This is a genomic window from Kitasatospora atroaurantiaca, assembly GCF_007828955.1.
Classification (GTDB): Bacteria; Actinomycetota; Actinomycetes; order Streptomycetales; family Streptomycetaceae; genus Kitasatospora; species Kitasatospora atroaurantiaca.
Map to the genome: position 1 here is coordinate 7,268,883 of NZ_VIVR01000001.1, position 15,992 is coordinate 7,284,874.

General features: G+C 70.1%; 14 protein-coding genes. 8 read left to right on the top strand and 6 right to left on the bottom strand.

Annotation, left to right across the window (positions count from 1 at the left end; translation table 11 throughout):
* Window positions 1-37 precede the first annotated feature (37 nt).
* From hydA to FB465_RS32575, 3 genes are all read left to right on the top strand, one after another.
* The gene (gene hydA, locus FB465_RS32565) at window positions 38-1,438 is read left to right on the top strand and encodes a dihydropyrimidinase (RefSeq protein WP_145796372.1); all 1,401 of its coding nucleotides are present in this window, start codon (window positions 38-40) and stop codon (window positions 1,436-1,438) included.
* A gap of 24 nt (window positions 1,439-1,462) precedes the next feature.
* Complete coding sequence (locus tag FB465_RS32570; protein ID WP_145796374.1) at window positions 1,463-2,479, top strand: TIGR03842 family LLM class F420-dependent oxidoreductase; 1,017 nt, start codon at window positions 1,463-1,465, stop codon at window positions 2,477-2,479.
* A gap of 97 nt (window positions 2,480-2,576) precedes the next feature.
* On the top strand, window positions 2,577-4,079 hold the full coding sequence (locus FB465_RS32575) for an NCS1 family nucleobase:cation symporter-1 (protein ID WP_145796376.1): 1,503 nt from the start codon (window positions 2,577-2,579) through the stop codon (window positions 4,077-4,079).
* A gap of 96 nt (window positions 4,080-4,175) precedes the next feature.
* Here the strand turns inward: FB465_RS32575 and FB465_RS32580 are convergent, their stop codons facing one another.
* The 4 genes from FB465_RS32580 to fabG all read right to left on the bottom strand — a co-directional run bounded on the left by FB465_RS32580 (window position 4,176) and on the right by fabG (window position 8,699).
* Window positions 4,176-5,876 carry an MFS transporter gene (locus FB465_RS32580; protein ID WP_145796378.1) on the bottom strand — a complete coding sequence of 567 codons (1,701 nt, stop codon included), beginning with the start codon at window positions 5,874-5,876 and terminating at the stop codon, window positions 4,176-4,178.
* Between the two features lie 335 nt (window positions 5,877-6,211).
* Complete coding sequence (locus FB465_RS32585; protein ID WP_145796380.1) at window positions 6,212-6,664, bottom strand: MaoC family dehydratase; 453 nt, start codon at window positions 6,662-6,664, stop codon at window positions 6,212-6,214.
* Between the two features lie 40 nt (window positions 6,665-6,704).
* Window positions 6,705-7,904, bottom strand: a complete 1,200-nt coding sequence (locus FB465_RS32590) for an acetyl-CoA C-acyltransferase (protein WP_145796382.1) — start codon at window positions 7,902-7,904, stop codon at window positions 6,705-6,707.
* Between the two features lie 33 nt (window positions 7,905-7,937).
* On the bottom strand, window positions 7,938-8,699 hold the full coding sequence (gene fabG / locus FB465_RS32595; RefSeq protein ID WP_145796384.1) for a 3-oxoacyl-ACP reductase FabG: 762 nt from the start codon (window positions 8,697-8,699) through the stop codon (window positions 7,938-7,940).
* Window positions 8,700-9,248: 549 nt separating this feature from the next.
* On the opposite strand from fabG, the gene FB465_RS32600 reads away from it, so the two are divergent.
* From FB465_RS32600 to FB465_RS32615, 4 genes are all read left to right on the top strand, one after another.
* Window positions 9,249-10,901 carry an AMP-binding protein gene (locus tag FB465_RS32600; RefSeq protein WP_145796385.1) on the top strand — a complete coding sequence of 551 codons (1,653 nt, stop codon included), beginning with the start codon at window positions 9,249-9,251 and terminating at the stop codon, window positions 10,899-10,901.
* A 136-nt stretch (window positions 10,902-11,037) separates the two neighbouring features.
* On the top strand, window positions 11,038-11,706 hold the full coding sequence (locus tag FB465_RS32605; RefSeq protein WP_145796387.1) for an HAD family hydrolase: 669 nt from the start codon (window positions 11,038-11,040) through the stop codon (window positions 11,704-11,706).
* Window positions 11,707-11,796: 90 nt separating this feature from the next.
* On the top strand, window positions 11,797-12,432 hold the full coding sequence (locus FB465_RS32610; protein WP_145796389.1) for a TetR/AcrR family transcriptional regulator: 636 nt from the start codon (window positions 11,797-11,799) through the stop codon (window positions 12,430-12,432).
* A gap of 314 nt (window positions 12,433-12,746) precedes the next feature.
* Window positions 12,747-13,181: a DUF7144 family membrane protein gene (locus tag FB465_RS32615; protein ID WP_145796390.1), complete on the top strand. Its 435-nt coding sequence runs from the start codon at window positions 12,747-12,749 to the stop codon at window positions 13,179-13,181.
* Between the two features lie 187 nt (window positions 13,182-13,368).
* Here the strand turns inward: FB465_RS32615 and FB465_RS32620 are convergent, their stop codons facing one another.
* Complete coding sequence (locus FB465_RS32620) at window positions 13,369-13,989, bottom strand: HAD family acid phosphatase (protein WP_145796392.1); 621 nt, start codon at window positions 13,987-13,989, stop codon at window positions 13,369-13,371.
* 415 nt (window positions 13,990-14,404) lie between these two features.
* Here FB465_RS32620 and FB465_RS32625 point away from each other — a divergent pair, with 415 nt between their 5' ends.
* Window positions 14,405-15,007 (top strand): TetR/AcrR family transcriptional regulator C-terminal domain-containing protein, encoded by a 603-nt coding sequence (locus FB465_RS32625; RefSeq protein ID WP_246193010.1) that lies wholly within the window; start codon window positions 14,405-14,407, stop codon window positions 15,005-15,007.
* On the opposite strand, the gene FB465_RS32630 is transcribed toward FB465_RS32625, so the two are convergent.
* Window positions 14,982-15,986 carry an Lrp/AsnC family transcriptional regulator gene (locus tag FB465_RS32630; RefSeq protein ID WP_246193012.1) on the bottom strand — a complete coding sequence of 335 codons (1,005 nt, stop codon included), beginning with the start codon at window positions 15,984-15,986 and terminating at the stop codon, window positions 14,982-14,984. The genes FB465_RS32625 and FB465_RS32630 overlap by 26 nt on opposite strands.
* Window positions 15,987-15,992 lie beyond the last annotated feature (6 nt).

Sequence of the window (15,992 nt, forward strand, 5' to 3'; positions counted from 1 at the left end):
AGCCTGATGGGCCCAAACACCTGAAAGAGGAGGCAATGTGACCCGTACGGTGATCCGCGGCGGTCTGGTGATCACGGCAGCCGAGGAGCTGGCGGCCGACGTACTGATCGAGGGGGAGCAGGTCGTCGCCCTCGCCTCGTCCGGCAGCAGCGTCGCCGAGGGCTGGACGGCCGAGCACGTCATCGACGCCACCGGGCAGTACGTCATCCCCGGTGGCGTCGACGCGCACACCCACATGGAGCTGCCGTTCGGCGGCACCTCGGCGTCCGACACCTTCGAGACCGGCACCCGCGCCGCCGCCTGGGGCGGCACCACCACCATCGTCGACTTCGCGGTCCAGTCCGTCGGCGGGACGCTGCGCGAGGGCCTGGACGCCTGGCACGCCAAGGCCGAGGGCAACTGCGCGATCGACTACGCCTTCCACATGATCCTCGGCGACGTCACCGAGGGCAGCCTCAAGGAGATGGACCTCCTGGTGGGGGAGGGCGTGACCTCCTTCAAGCTGTTCATGGCCTACCCCGGCGTCTTCTACAGCGATGACGGCAAGATCCTCCGGGCCATGCAGCGCGGCGCCGACAACGGCGGCCTGATCATGATGCACGCCGAGAACGGCATCGCGATCGACGTCCTGGTCGAACAGGCCCTGGCCGCCGGCAAGACCGACCCGCGCTACCACGGCGAGGTCCGGCACGAACTCCTGGAGGCCGAGGCGACCCACCGCGCCATCAAGCTCGCCCAGGTCGCGGGCGCGCCGCTGTACGTGGTCCACGTCTCGGCGGCATCGGCGGTCGCCGAGCTGGCGGCCGCGCGGCGCCAGGGGCTCAACGTCTTCGGCGAGACCTGCCCGCAGTACCTGTTCCTCTCCACCGACAACCTCGCCGAGCCCGGCTTCGAGGGCGCCAAGTACGTCTGCTCGACGCCGCTGCGACCGAAGGAGCACCAGGCCGAGCTCTGGAAGGGACTGCGCACCAACGACCTGCAGGTCGTCTCCACCGACCACTGCCCGTTCTGCTTCGTCGGCCAGAAGGAACTCGGCCGGGGCGACTTCTCCAAGATCCCCAACGGCCTGCCGGGTGTCGAGAACCGGATGGACCTGCTGCACCAGGCCGTGGTGGACGGGCACATCTCGCGCCGGCGCTGGATCGAGATCGCCTGCGCCACCCCGGCCCGGATGTTCGGCCTCTACCCGCGCAAGGGCACCATCGCCCCCGGCGCCGACGCCGACATCGTCGTCTACGACCCGGCCGCCGTGCAGACGGTCTCGGCCGCCACCCACCACATGAACGTCGACTACTCCGCGTACGAGGGCAGGCAGCTCACCGGCAAGGCCCGCACCGTGCTCTCCCGGGGCACCGTCGTGGTCGACGGCGACCGCTACCTGGGCCGGGCCGGCCACGGCCGCTTCCAGCCGCGTGCCACCTGTCAGTACCTCGTCTGATCCTTCGAAAGAGAGGCGCACGCCGTGGACATCGGCCTTGTGCTCCAGACCGACCCGCCGGCCCAGCTGCTCGTGGAGCGCATGAAGCGCGCCGAGGCCGCCGGGTTCACCCACGGGTGGACCTTCGACTCGGTGGTGCTCTGGCAGGAGCCCTTCGTCATCTACAGCCAGATCCTCGCGCAGACCGAACGCCTGATCGTCGGCCCGATGGTCACCAACCCCGCCACCCGCACCTGGGAGGTCACCGCCTCCCTGTTCGCCACCCTCAACGACATGTTCGGCAACCGCACCGTCTGCGGCATCGGCCGCGGCGACTCCGCGATGCGCGTCGCGGGCCGCAGCCCCGCCACCCTGGCCAGGCTCTCCGCCGCCATGCACGCCATCAAGGAGCTCGCCGAGGGCCGGGAGACCGAGGTCGACGGCACCGCCATGCACATCCCGTGGGTCAAGCCCGGCGCCTCCCTGCCGATCTGGATGGGCGCGTACGGGCCCAAGGCGCTCGCCCTGACGGGGCAGCAGGCGGACGGCTTCATCCTGCAGCTGGCCGACCCGTACCTGACGGAGTGGATGGTCAAGGCCGTCCGCGACGCGGCGGCGGAGGCCGGGCGCGACCCGGCCGCCGTCAAGATCTGCGTCGCCGCCCCCGCGTACGTCACCGAGGACGACTCGCCCGAGGCGCTGGCCCACGCCCGTGAGCAGTGCCGCTGGTTCGGCGGCATGGTCGGCAACCACGTGGCCGACCTCGTCTCCCGCTACGGCGAGCACTCCTCGATGGTCCCGAGGGCGCTCACCGCGTACATCAAGGACCGGCACGGCTACGACTACAGTCACCACGGCCGGGTGGACAACCCCGACACCGCCTTCGTCCCGGACGAGATCGTCGACCGCTTCTGCCTGATCGGCCCGCCGGAGGCCCAGCTCGCCAAGCTGGAACACCTGCGGTCCCTGGGCGTCGACCACTTCGCCGTCTACGCCATGCACGACGCCGTCGAGGCGACCATCGACGCGTACGGAAAGAGCGTCATCCCCGCGCTCAGCTGAACCTTCGTCAGACTGAACCTGCGTCAGGCTGAATCCGCGTCACCCGGCGGCCGTGCCCACGCGGCCGCCGGCCCCCCACCTGCCCGGGAGGCCGTACATGTCCGACACCAGAACCGACGGCCGGATAGAACCGGCCGAGGCTCTCACCGACCCCCGCTTCGCCAACGACGACTTGGTGCCCGTGCCCGTCGAGAGACGCACCTGGGGCACCTACAACTATCTGGCGCTCTGGGTCGGCATGGCCCACAACATCCCCTCCTGGACGCTGGCCTCCGGGCTGGTCGCGCTCGGCATGGACTGGAAGCAGGCCGTCCTCACCATCGCCCTGGGCAACCTCATCGTGCTCGTGCCGATGCTGCTCACGGGGCATGCGGGAACGAAGTACGGGATCCCGTTCCCGGTGTTCGCGCGGGCGTCGTTCGGGCTGCGCGGTGCCAACCTGCCGGCGCTGCTGCGCGCCGCCGTGGCCTGCGCCTGGTTCGGGATCCAGACCTGGATCGGCGGCGAGGGGATCTTCCTGCTGGCCGGGAAGCTCTTCGGCAGTGGCTGGCAGACCGCCGGTCAGGTCGCCGGGCAGCCTTGGACGCTGTGGCTGTCGTTCGGTCTGTTCTGGCTGATCGAGATCGCGGTGATCGCGCGTGGCATGGAGACACTGCGGCGGTTCGAGAACTGGGCGGCGCCGTTCGTGATCGTGGGCGCGCTGGCGCTGCTGGTGTGGATCGCGGTGAAGGCGGGCGGCTTCGGTCCGCTGCTCTCGCAGCCTTCGGCCCTCGGGTGGGGGAGCGGCTTCTGGAAGGTGTTCTTCCCCGCACTGATGGGCATGATCGGCTTCTGGTCCACGCTGTCCCTGAACATCCCGGACTTCACCCGCTTCGGCGGCAGCCAGCGGGCGCAGATGCGCGGCCAGGCGCTGGGCCTGCCGACCACGATGACGCTGTTCGCGCTGCTGTCGGTGCTGGTCACCTCGGGCTCGCAGGCGGTGTACGGCGTCCCGATCTGGGACCCGATCGCGCTCGCCGCGAAGATGGACAGCGTCGCGGGGACGCTCTTCGCCCTGCTGGTGGTCCTGGTCGCCACCCTGTCAGTGAACATCGCCGCCAACGTGGTCAGCCCGGCGTACGACCTGTCGCACCTGGTGCCACGGTTCATCAACTTCCGTACCGGGGCGCTGATCACGGGCGTGGTGGGGATCGCCATCATGCCGTGGAAGCTGATCGCCAACCCGCACGTCTACATCTTCACCTGGCTCGGCGTCGTCGGCGGCCTGCTCGGCACAGTCGCGGGCATCCTCATCGCCGACTACTGGATCGTCCGCCGCACCGAACTCGCACTCGACGAGCTCTACAGCCCCACCGGCCGCTACTGGTACACGGCCGGCTGGAACCTTCGCGCAGTCCTCGCCCTTCTCGTCGGCGGCCTCCTCGCCATCGGCGGCTCGTACTCGACCGTCGGCGCCGACGGCACCAAGCAGGGCCCCTTCCCCGCCGATGGCGTCATCCCCTTCCTCAAGCCCCTCGCCGACTACGGCTGGGCCGTCGGGCTCGCCTCCGCCCTCCTCCTGTACACCCTCCTCAGCCTCAACGCCCGCACCCGGCGCTGAGCTCTCACATCACCGCAGTCGCCCCGTCCTACAGCCGGGGCGACTGCGGTGATGTGCTCGGCGGCGTCGCTGAGTTCGCCGCCTCCGGCCCAAGGGCTACACCTGTGCGGCGGCGAGCTCCGCCAACTCCCGTTCGACGGCCTGCTGGTGTGCTTCGGCGTCCTCGCGGGCGCGCTTGGGGCTCCACCTTCCGGCCATCACGAAGACGAACGGCAGGAAGACCACCTGGCCGGCCACGCAGATCCACCACCAGGTCTGCCACTGGCCGGGGTTGTGCTCTGCTGCCTGCTTGACCTGGGGACCGTACTTCTGGAGCACCTGGAGTTGGGGCTGCGCCTTGGTGACCACGGCCAGGTCTGCCGCACCCACCTCCTGCACGGCCTGGGCGGCCAGTTGCGGCGGGACGCCGCCGGCCGGGTACTTGGCCAGTTCGGCGAAGAGCTGCGGGTGTGCCTTGACGACGGCCAGCGCCGGACCCGCCTGCGTTGCGGCGGCCTTCACCTCGGCGCCGTGTTCCACCAGCGGGGTCACCGAGCTGACCACGATCGGGACGCAGGCCGCCGAGACGGCCACCACGATCCGGATGATCCATCCCCAGACCGCAAGACCCGTGGCGGTGGCGGCAGGGTTGCGCCGCTCCACGGTCTCGGTGAAGCTCGCCATCCACGGTGCGTAGGCGATCCCGCTGAAGACGCCGATGCCGAGACACAACCAGGCGAACGTGGAGTAGGTGGTCTCCGGGTGCGTGGCGAGTACGGCGAAGACCGCGGTGACGACGGCCGAGCCGACGGCGCCGACGACCATGAAGGGCTTGCGCACCCGCAGCCGGTCCGAGAGCAGCCCGACCGCCACCAGGGTGACGGCGTTGGGTGCCCAGTACCAGTTGGCCAATGCGTTGGCGCGCTGCTCGCTGTAGCCGAAGGTGGTGGCGAAGTAGACGACGAAGTTGCCGACCGCCGCGAAGTAGAGCAGCAGGAAGACGCTGATCGCGAAGGCCGAGCCGATGACGTCCAGGCGGAGCATCTGCCGCCAGTGGCCCTTGGGCTGCTGCTCGGTCGAGGCTCCTGCGGCCCTCGCCTCGATCAGCGCCCGGTCGTTCATGCTGACCATGAGCTGGTCGCGGAGCCGGGGGGACAGCTCACGCAGGCCGACGAGGGCGACGGCGAAGACGGCCAGGCCGGCGATCCCGGAGTAGCGGAGTTCGTCCTGCCAGGTGGAGGAGGTGAGGGTGGCGCTGGTGACTCCGGTGACGACCAGGCTGCCGATCACCGGGCCCATGGTCCAGTAGCCCATCGCGGCGGCCCGGCCGATCTGGGGGGAGAAGTCCCGGATGAGTGCCGGGGTGGCCACGAGTACCACGCCCTCGACGAAGCTGACCGCGGCGAACAGGACCAGGTAGCTGTTCTTGTCCGACGCGAGGGGCAGCCCGAAGAGCAGCAGCAGTGCGGCGATCAGCAGCCCGTACACCACCAGGTTCGCCCGGCCCCAGCGGTCGGCGAGTCCGGCGACCAGGGAGGCGAACGCTCCGACGGCGTTGCCGATCACCGACACCCACACGAAGTAGCCGAAGGTCATGTGAAAGTGCGTGATGATCGAGGTGGCGACGCCGTACTGGATGTACAGCTCGTAGTACAGGACGACGGTGGTCGCCACCACGATCGCCAGGTAGGCGTAGCGGTGTGCGGCCTCGGGGTAGTGCGACAGTTCGCGGTGGAACAGGCGGGTGGCGATGGTGGACGCTTTGGCGGGGTCGTCGGGTCTGACGCTGTCGTCCACTGAGGACGGGGATACGGACATGCGGCCTCCTCCGGGGGGCACAGAAGTGCCTGTGATGTGGTGAGAGGTGCGTCCGGCAGCTGCGCAGTCGGTGAGTGGCCGTGGGCGGGTTCCGCCGCCGGTCCGGGCCGGGTGCTCGTGGACTGCTGCTGCCGGGTGTCTGCGCTGTCGTCGGTCTGGTCAAGGACGGAACCGTGTCGGTGCGCGAGCCAACGCCGTCGGCCCCCCGGCCTCTTGACGGGCTTCTGCTCCAAGGCCCTTGTGCGGGCCCGCCGTTCTCGGTTACTAAGCGCTCGCTCAGAATGGGTGGCTCGGGGACCCCTGTCAAGCTGTCGGGGCGAACTTCGCTCAGCTGGTCAGGGCACCAGCAGGGACACGGTCTCCGCGACGCAGGCAGGCTTCGCTCCGCCCTCGATCTGGACGGTGTGCCTCACGACGGCCTGCCTGCCCTGCGGCACGTCACGGAGGTCGATGAGCTCGGCACTCGACCGGATCCGGGAGCCGACCCGCACGGGGGAGGGGAAGCGGACCTTCTCGCTGCCGTAGTTGATTCCCATGGACACGCCCTCGACCCGGAAGATCTCCGCGCTGAGCGCCGGGATCATCGAGAGGGTGAGGTAGCCGTGGGCGATGGTGCCGCCGAAGGGCCCGGCCGCCGCCTGCGCGGGGTCGATGTGGATCCACTGGTGGTCGCCCGTCGCGTCGGCGAAGAGGTCGACCTGCTCCTGGGTGACGGTGTGCCATGCGCTGAGGCCGAGGCGTTCGCCCTTTGCGGCGGCGAACGCGTCGAGGTCCGGGAAGACGCGCATATCTGCTCCTGGTAGGTGAGTTGACGGTTGGTCAGGAAAATCAGGCAACTTCGAACAGTCCCGCGGCGCCCATGCCGCCACCGATGCACATGCTGACGACGACGTGGCGCACGCCCAGCCGCTTGCCCTCGATCAGCGCGTGGCCGACGAGGCGCGCGCCGCTCATCCCGTACGGGTGGCCGACGGCGACGGCTCCGCCGTTGACGTTGAAGCGGTCCGGGTCGATCCCGAGCTCGTCGCGGCAGTGGACCGCCTGCGAGGCGAACGCCTCGTTCAGCTCCCACAGGCCGATGTCGTCGATCGTGAGGCCGTGCTGCTTGAGCAGCTTGGGAATCGCGAACACCGGGCCGATGCCCATCTCGTCCGGCGCGCAGCCGGCCACGGCGATACCGCGGTACACGCCGAGCGGCTCCAGGCCGCGGCGCTGGGCCTCGCGGGCCTCCATCAGCACGGACGCCGATGCGCCGTCCGAGAGTTGGGAGGAATTGCCCGCGGTGACGCTCGCACGGGCGGTGACCTCGCCGTCCGCGAGTACGGGACGCAGGCCCTGGAGGGCTTCGAGGGTGGTCGAGGGCCGGTTGCCCTCGTCCCGGGTCAGTGTCACCGACTCCGAGCGGACCTCGCCGGATGCACGGTCGAGGACGAGCTTGGTGGTGGTCAGCGGAGCGATCTCCCGGTCGAAGCGCCCGGCTTCCTGAGCGGCGGCGGTGCGCTGCTGCGAGAGCAGGGCGAACTCGTCCTGGCGGTCACGGCTGACGCCGTACCGCTCGGCCACGATCTCGGCGGTGCGCAGCATCGGCAGGTAGGCGTCCGGCCGATGTTCGACCAGCCACGGGTCCAGCCGGCGGTGCGAGTTCGCGTGCTCGTTCTGCACCAGCGAGATGGACTCCACGCCACCGCCGACGGCGATGTCCATACCGTCGGCGATGATCTGCTTGGCCGCGATCGCGATCGCCATCAGCCCGGACGAGCACTGGCGGTCCACCACCATGCCGGGCACGGTGTCGGGCAGACCGGCCCGTAGTACGGCCTGGCGGGCGATGTTGAACCCCGACGCGCCCTCGGGCTGCGCGCAGCCCAGGATCACGTCCTCGACCTCGCCTCCCTCCAGACCGGCCCGCCGGATCGCGGTGGCCAGGGCGTGCGCGGCCAGCTCCTGCGGCTGGGTGTCGTTGAAGGCCCCGCGGTACGCCTTCGCGATCGGCGTGCGTGCGGTGGAGACGACGACTGCTTCCCTCATGGTGCTGCTCCTTCTCCGGTGGTTCGCCGGGACTCAGTCGCGCGGTCCGCCGGCGACGTAGATGACCTGGCCGGAGACGAAGGAGGCCTCGTCGCGGACCAGGAACGACGCCGTCGCGGCGATGTCCTCCGGTCGGCCGACCCGGCCGACCGGGATCTCGGCGACCGCCATGGCCTGGAAGTCCTCGAAACCCAGGCCCAGGCGGGTCGCGGTCGCGGCGGTCATCTCGGTGACGATGAAGCCGGGGGCGATGGCGTTCACGGTCACGCCGAACTTCCCGAGCTCGATCGCCAGGGTCTTGGTGAAGCCCTGGAGGCCCGCCTTGGCGGCGGCGTAGTTGGCCTGGCCGCGGGCGCCGAGTGCGGACACGCTGGAGAGGTTGACGATCCGGCCCCAGCCCTGCGCGGTCATGTGCTTCTGCACGGCGCGGCTCATCAGGAACGAGCCGCGCAGGTGTACGCCGATCACCGCGTCCCAGTCCTGCTCGGTCATTTTGAACAGCAGGTTGTCGCGGGTGATACCGGCGTTGTTCACCAGCACGGTGGGGGCGCCCAGCTCGTCCGCGATGCGGGCGACCGCCGCCTCGGCCTGAGCCGCGTTGCTGACGTCCGCGCCTGCGGCGACGGCCCGGCCGCCGTCCTTCTCGATCGCGGCAACAGTGTCCGCGCAGGCGGCCGCATCGAGGTCGAGCACGCCGACGGCGAACCCGTCGGCGGCCAGACGGCGGGCGACCGCCGCGCCGATGCCGCGCGCGGCTCCGGTGACGATCGCCACGCGGGAAGGGGTCTCGGACATCCTTGGTCTCCAGACGGTGAAGGGGCCTGAGCGAGTGGGGTGGGGGGCCGACGCGTCGGGCTGAAGGCGTGTCGGTGATCGGCGCGGGGCGTGCGCGGTCGTGCAGGCGCGGCAGGGAAGCCAGGCGGACACACCGGTTGCAGCGCCCGAGGAGCCTGGTTACTAAGCGCTTGCTTAGTCATATCGAGCCGGGCGGCCTGCGTCAAGACCCGGACATGTCGGGATACTGAGCGGTTGGTAAGTTCGCGTCGAGGCATTGACCTGGCTTCCGAGCCGCGCCTATGGTCGCGGTACCGATGAGAGCCGCGTTGGCGAAGTCCGGGCCACATCAGTCCACTTCGGCCGTCCAGCCGCCTGTCCCACACTCCCGCCCGGTCCCGTTCCACGCCGCATTCGCAGCTTCGGACAGCGGGGTGGCCACCACGCTCTGCCCTTTCGATCCAGCTCGGCCCGCGGCACCGTGCTGCCCGAGACCCACTACGGGCGCCGCGCTGCCTCCGACCCGCGCTGAGTTGCGCCACGCCACGACTATCCAGGAGGTCGCCCGTCATGAGCAGGTATGAGTCCAAGCCCTGGCTGGCCCGGTACGACGAGCCCATGCGGGCCTGGCGCGCGCCTGAGAGGTCGACCGTCCTGCAGATCTTCCGAGCCGCGGTGGAGGAGGTCCCGGACTCGACCGCGATCGCCTACTTCGACGGCAGGCTCAGCTACCGGGAGGTCGACCGGCTCTCCGACGGGATCGCCGCCCACCTGAAGTCCCAGGGCTTCGGCCGGGGTGACCGACTGGCGATCGTGCTGCAGAACATCCCGCAGTTCGTGCTCGCGCTGCTGGGGGCGTGGAAGGCCGGCGGCGCCGTGGTGCCGGTCAACCCGATGTACCGCGAGCGCGAACTCGCCCATGTGCTGGCCGACAGCGGCGCGGTGGCGCTGGTCTGCTCCGAGCGCTCGTGGCGGCAGACGGTGTCCGCGGTGGTGCCCGGCAGCGGGGTGCGCACCGTGCTCACGACCTGCGAGCTCGACCTGCAGACCCGCGACGACGAGCGGGTCCTGGGGCGCGTGGAGCGGTGCCGCGACGAAGCCGTCCCCGACCTCCTCGAGGTGGCCCGCAGCACGACCGACCCGGTCGAGGACCCCGGCCTGACGGGGGATGACCTCGCGCTGATCAGCTACACCTCCGGCACCAGTGGCGTCCCGAAGGGCGCAACCAACACGCAGGCGAACCTCGCAGTCAACGCGGCCGGGCTGGGCGGCGGGACCGCACTGCCCGCGCACGGGACGATCTTCGCGCTCGCCCCGCTCTTCCACATCACCGGCATGGTCTGCCAGGTGGTCACCGCGATGGACCTGGGCGGCACCCTCGCGCTCGCCTACCGGTTCGAGCCCGGCGTGGTGCTCGACGCCCTTCTTGAGCACCGGCCTGCCTACATGGTCGGCCCGTCCACGGCGTACATGGCGCTGTCGGCCCGCCCGGACGTCACCCGGGACCACTTCGCCTCGTTCGCGCTGCTCTACTCCGGTGGCGCGCCGCTGCCCCCGGCGGTGGTGGAGGGATTCCGGGAGCGGTTCGGCCACTACATCCGCAACGGCTACGGCCTGACGGAGACCAGCGCGGGATGCGTCGTGGTGCCCTCCACCCTGGAGGCGCCGATCGACCCCGCCACCGGCACCATGTCCATCGGCGTCCCGATCCCCGGCGCCACCGTGTGGATCCTCGGCGAGGACGGCGGGGAACTGCCCTTCGGTGAGGCAGGGGAGATCGCCGTCCAGGGGCCGATGGTGGTCCCGGGGTACTGGAACAGGCCGGAGGAGACGGACGCCGCCCTGCCCGGTGGCCGGCTGCTGACCGGCGACATCGGCTTCATGGACGCCGACGGCTGGGTGTACGTGGTGGACCGCAAGAAGGACATGATCAACGCCTCGGGCTTCAAGGTCTGGCCGCGCGAGGTCGAGGACGTCCTCTACACCCACCCCGCCGTCCGGGAGGCCGCGGTCGTCGGCGTCCCGGACACCTACCGGGGCGAGACGGTGAAGGCGTACGTCAGCCTCCGGCCTGGCACCGACCCGGATCCGCAGGAACTCCTCGCGTACTGCAAGGAGCGCATGGCGGCCTACAAGTACCCGCGGGAGATCGAGGTCCTCGACGAGCTGCCCAAGACCGTCAGCGGCAAGATCCTGCGCCGCGAACTGCGCTCCCAGAACTGACCGTACGGTCCTGGGATCGTCCCCGGGCCCGCTGTGCCGGTGGATACCGAGGGCCCGGTTCGAGGGCTCGGATGTGCGACGGTTCCGTTGACCAGCCGGCGGCATGAAGCCGGCAGCATGAGGAGAGAGGCCCCGCATGACAGACCTGCCCAAGGCCGAAGCCGTGCTGTTCGACTACGGAGGCGTGCTGACCACCCCCGTACACGACAGCATCGACGCCTGGCTTCACCGGGACGGCATCCGCCCCGAGTCGTTCTCGCGCACGCTCAAGGCGTGGATGTCCCGCTCGGCAGCGGACGGTACGCCCGTCCACCGGCTGGAGACGGGCGCGATGGCGGTCGCCGAGTTCGAAGGCCTGATGGCCGCCGAGCTGGTCACGTACGACGGTTCCCCGGTGGCTGCCAACGGGCTGCTCGCCCGCCTGTTCGCCGGGATGGACCCGGAGCCGCGCATGCTCGCCCTGGTGCGGGACGTGCGCGCGCTCGGTCTGCGCACGGTGCTGCTGTCCAACAGCTGGGGCAACACCTATCCGCGCGCGCTCCTCGCCGAACTCTTCGACGCTGTCGTCATCTCGGGCGAGGTCGGGCTGCGCAAGCCGGATCCGCGCATCTACCGTCTCGCCCTGGACAAGGCCGGAGTGGAGGCGGGGGACGCGGTGTTCATCGACGACGCCGAGCCCAACGAGGCGGCGGCCGCCGCCCTGGGCCTGCAGACCGTGCTCCACACCGACCCGTCCCGTACGCGGCAGCAGCTCGCGGCCCTGATCCCGGACCTGGCGGCCACCGCCGTCCCGCCGCGGGTGTAGTGCCCCCGACTTCCGCCTTCAGCCGGTCGCCTGCCGCCGACCACGGCGGTACGTCCGCGGGCTACGTAGGGGTGAGGCAGGATCTGTGCCATGACTTCCTCACTGCCGGACGACCTGTGGCCGGACGTCCAACCGGAGACCGCACGGCGCCTCATGCACGCGGGTCTGGAGTGCTTTGCCCGACGTGGGTATCACGCGACCACCACGCGGGACATCGCGGCCGCTGCCGGAATGAGCTCGGGGGCGCTGTACGTGTACTTCCCGTCCAAGGTCGCCCTGCTGTTCGAGATCGGCCGGAGCGGGCACGAGCAGACCCTCGCGCTGGTCGAAGGGGCGGTCGCCGGGAACGGTGACCCGGTCGAGCGGATGCGCGGCCTGGTCGAGGAGTTCACCGCATGGCACGCCCGCCGGCACGCCGTGGCGCGGGTCGTGGCGTACGAGTTGCAGTCCCTGCCCGAGGAGGAGTACCGCGTCGTTGTCAAGATCCGGCGCCGGATCGAGCAACTCGTGCAGGGCCTGGTCAGCGAGGGGATCGAGGCCGGCGTCTTCCAGGTCGGGGACGTCAGGGCCGCCGTCCGTGCCGTGCTGTCGCTCGGCATCGACGTCGCGCGCTGGTACGACGACCGCAGCCGCACCTCGCCGTCGGTCCTGGGGCGGCAGTACGCCGACCTCGTGCTCCGTATGCTCGGTGCGGCACCCGATCTCCGGTCGCCCGCCGGCCGGTAGGGTCACGTCCTTGCCGTACCACGCGGAGCGGTCCGGAAAGCCGTTGCGGGTGCCCGGCAGTGACGACGCGTGCCACGCGCTTCCTTTACTGCAGGATGTTGATGGCGCGGGCGATCACCAGGGCGCCCACGGCAGAAGGTCTGGCTCCGGGTTGTCACCACGGTGGGCCAAGCTGCTGATGATGACGCAGGCGGCGGCATCCCTCATTCGGGCCCGGGCTTGATGCCATGCCCCATTGTTGACCGCGCCGACGCTTGAACACTGACGGCTCACCAGCCTGTGCGCGTCCTCACCCGACTGGTTCTGATGGATTCATGCAGCCAGAGCCCTCGACTTCCGATGCCAACGTGCCGCCGCTCGAGCGTTCCCACTGGGTGGCCTTCGCCGGGATCATCCTGATGCTGAGCGGACTGTTCGACATCATCAACGGGTTCGTCGCGATCCTGAACCACGGTTACTACGAGACGACCGCCAATCACGGCAACCGTCTGCTCATTTTCAACTACACCGCCTGGGGCTGGATCTGGGTCGTCACCGGGATCGCACAGATCCTGGCCAGCCTCGGCGTGTTCCTGGGGGTCAGGGGGGCACGGATCACCGGCATCGTGCTGGCGTCGCTCTGCCTGGTGGGCCAGCTGATGTTCCTCTCGACGCTCCCCTTCTGGTCGCTGGCCACCATGGGCATGTCGGTCCTCGTGATCTACGGGCTGGTGATCGAGCCCCGACACGTCCAGGGCATGCGGGTGTAGGGGAGTCGCCCGCCGGGGCTGCAGGCTGCCGCTTCCGAGCAGGCATGACGACGAACCAGAACCTGTCGGGCCTCGGCCTGATCGTGCCCCCAACCCGGCTCCGACGCTCGGGCTCTGCCCGACCCCGCCCCGGGGTCCGGCCGGTGTGCCGGGCCCCGGGGCGGGGAAGCTCGCCCCGGTCGGCAGGTCAGGAGAGCAGGCCGTTGTAGTCCGGCAGCTTGAAGGTCCGCTCGGCGTGGCCGCCGTTGAGGTCGGTCCAGTTGTTGCCGATGTTGGCGATGATCGTGTAGCCCTGATTCTCCACCTTGATCCGCTGATCCGTCTTGAACTGCTGGACCGGCTCGAAGAGATCGTCCAGGTCACGCCCGTGCAGTCCGTCCACGGTGTAGCCGGCCCTGCCCAGGCTGATCCGAGTGGCCAGGTCTATGAAGTCCGGCCGCGCGGTGACGAAGATCAGCGAGACCCCGCGCGACTCGGCGTACTGCGCCAGCTGCACGACCGGCGCGATGCCCGACATCGCGAACGGGTGGAAGTGCGTCGCGAGGGTGGTGTTGTCGATGTCGAACACGATCGCGAGATTCTCGCCAGTGGGTTCGGCCGTGCGCTGCTCGACGTACGCGCGGGCCGGCGCGATCGCGGAGCTCACGTCGGCCAGCCACTGCGCCTCGGTGACCGTGCTGCTGCTCGCCGCGACGGCGGGGGCGACGGCGATCGGGTGCGCCGGGGCCGCGACCGCGGGGGTGGCGAGGCCGGCGGTGATCACGGCCGTCAGGGCCGCGGTGGCGGCAAGCTTTGCCTTGATGCTCATATCTGGAAGTCGGCCTTTCATCTGATGGATGGTCAGCTAATTGGTCGGTGGTGTGATACTCGGGCTTGCGGCGGATCTTGAGCAGCCGGCCCCCATCTGCGCAGGTGCCCGCGCTGAGGGCGGCAGGCGAGGAAGCCGTCGGCGCGCCGATCGGCGGACTGTCAGGCCCATGCCAGACGTCAGGTCGGCAAGGCCCCCACCAGAAGAACCCGGGTGGCTTCGGCGAGTCGCTGGAGACCGCACGGGAGGCGCAATCCACCGGGCACCCCCCTAAAACTAGAGCCAGTAGTTTTGCCTGGGCCAGAACGTACACTGGTCAGCATCTGCAGCCCAGTACCGGGGGGTAACAATCGGCAGGCGAGAGGACGAACAGATGGGCAGGCCGTCACGGCCACTGCTGACCCGGGAAAGGATCATGCACGCCGCCCTCGCACTGGTCGACGAGGAGGGCGCCGCCGCTCTCTCGACCACCCGGATCGCGGCCCGCCTGGGCGTCAAGGGCCCGTCGCTCTACAACTACGTCTCCGGACGCGGCGAGATCATCGACGGAATCTGCGACCTGATCGTCGCCGAGATGGAGCTCAACCCGGCCGTCCAGCCATGGACGGCCGCCCTGGACACCTGGGCCCGCTCGTACCGCGCCGCCCTCGCCGCCCACCCGAACACGGTGCCGCTGCTGGCCGCCCGGCCGACCCGGTCCATCGCAGCCCTGCAGGGCTACGCCAACGCGTTCGCCGTACTCCGCACCGCCGGCTGGCCGGAGGAGCACCTACTGCCCATCGTGCAGTCCATCGAGTACCTCCTGATCGGCTCGGCCCTTCACCTCGAACGCCCGCGCCACGCGGTCCTGCCGGCCGAGGCGATTCCGCCCGGACTCGAACCACTGCTGAACGCTCCGCCCGACTTCCGCGCGCAGGCCTTCGAAACCGGCCTCGCCGCACTGATCCGCAGCTTCCAGGAGACCCTGAACAGCCTGAACCACCCTATGTCGGTCAGGCAGTTGGGGCGGCGCGTTTGACGTAGGAGGCGACCAGGGCCGTTTCCATTCGATCGACGCCGCTCAGGGAGCCGATGCGGTCGGTGACGTAGGTGTGCAGGGCGTCCACGTCTCGGCAGACGGCGATGACGATCAGGTTGTGCGCGCCCGTCGTCGCGCCGACGAACGCCGCTTCGGGGTCCGCAGCCAGGGTGCGGGCGACGGCGGCGAGCTGACGGGGGCTGACGGTCAGCCAGACCAGGCACTGGACGGAGAAGCCGAACAGTGCCGGATCGACCTCGACATCGAGTTGGAGCACGCAGGAACGGCGCAGTTCCTCCAGGCGGCGCCGGACGGCGGACTCGGACCAGCCGAACTTCCGGGCGAGGTCCGGGTAGGCGGCGCGGCCGTCGGCCGCGAGGGCGGGGAGCAGGCGGCGGTCGAGGTCGGTCAGGCGGACCGGCGCGGCATCGTGCAGGTCCGGTGAACGCAGTGCGGCGATCTGCTCGGCCGTCAGCGCCGAGGTCCGGCCGAGCCAACGGCGGTCCATCAGGTGGCGCAGCAGCCGTTGCGCGTCCACCTGGAGGATCTGTGGATGACGGGCCAGTGCCGCCAGGGGCGCCGAGCCTCCGTCGGCGACATGGAAGACACAGACGATCTCGGTGCCGCTCGACACCGCGGTCACCCAGGCGGTGTCGGGGCGCCGAGCCAGCGCGCGGGCGAGAACGGCGGTGCCGGAAGGATTGACGCGCAGGCGCACCAGCCATTGCGCGTGGCCGGTTCGGTGGCTGTTGGCCACACCGGCCACGCGGGCCGTACCCGTGGCACTGAGCCGCCCGAAGCGCCGAGCCACCGTACGGTCGGAGACGCCGAGAACGTCAGCGATCTTGCTGAACGGGGCCCGTCCGTCGAGCTGGAGCGCGTGCAGAAGCAGCAGGTCGTGACCCGCGACCTCGACGGGCTGGAGCGCACGTACGCCTCGTTCGGCGTGTGTCCGCGTACGCGTTAACGCTTTCACCACCTCTGG

Excerpts from the sequence above, each read along its gene's own strand:
- FB465_RS32580 (WP_145796378.1), bottom strand. The coding sequence starts at position 5,876 with ATGTCCGTATCCCCGTCCTCAGTGGACGACAGCGTCAGACCCGACGAC.
- FB465_RS32625 (WP_246193010.1), top strand. The coding sequence starts at position 14,405 with ATGCACGCCGCCCTCGCACTGGTCGACGAGGAGGGCGCCGCCGCTCTC.
- FB465_RS32610 (WP_145796389.1), top strand. The coding sequence starts at position 11,797 with ATGACTTCCTCACTGCCGGACGACCTGTGGCCGGACGTCCAACCGGAG.
- FB465_RS32615 (WP_145796390.1), top strand. The coding sequence starts at position 12,747 with ATGCAGCCAGAGCCCTCGACTTCCGATGCCAACGTGCCGCCGCTCGAG.
- FB465_RS32590 (WP_145796382.1), bottom strand. The coding sequence starts at position 7,904 with ATGAGGGAAGCAGTCGTCGTCTCCACCGCACGCACGCCGATCGCGAAG.
- FB465_RS32575 (WP_145796376.1), top strand. The coding sequence starts at position 2,577 with ATGTCCGACACCAGAACCGACGGCCGGATAGAACCGGCCGAGGCTCTC.
- fabG (WP_145796384.1), bottom strand. The coding sequence starts at position 8,699 with ATGTCCGAGACCCCTTCCCGCGTGGCGATCGTCACCGGAGCCGCGCGC.
- FB465_RS32600 (WP_145796385.1), top strand. The coding sequence starts at position 9,249 with ATGAGCAGGTATGAGTCCAAGCCCTGGCTGGCCCGGTACGACGAGCCC.
- FB465_RS32605 (WP_145796387.1), top strand. The coding sequence starts at position 11,038 with ATGACAGACCTGCCCAAGGCCGAAGCCGTGCTGTTCGACTACGGAGGC.
- FB465_RS32585 (WP_145796380.1), bottom strand. The coding sequence starts at position 6,664 with ATGCGCGTCTTCCCGGACCTCGACGCGTTCGCCGCCGCAAAGGGCGAA.
- FB465_RS32620 (WP_145796392.1), bottom strand. The coding sequence starts at position 13,989 with ATGAGCATCAAGGCAAAGCTTGCCGCCACCGCGGCCCTGACGGCCGTG.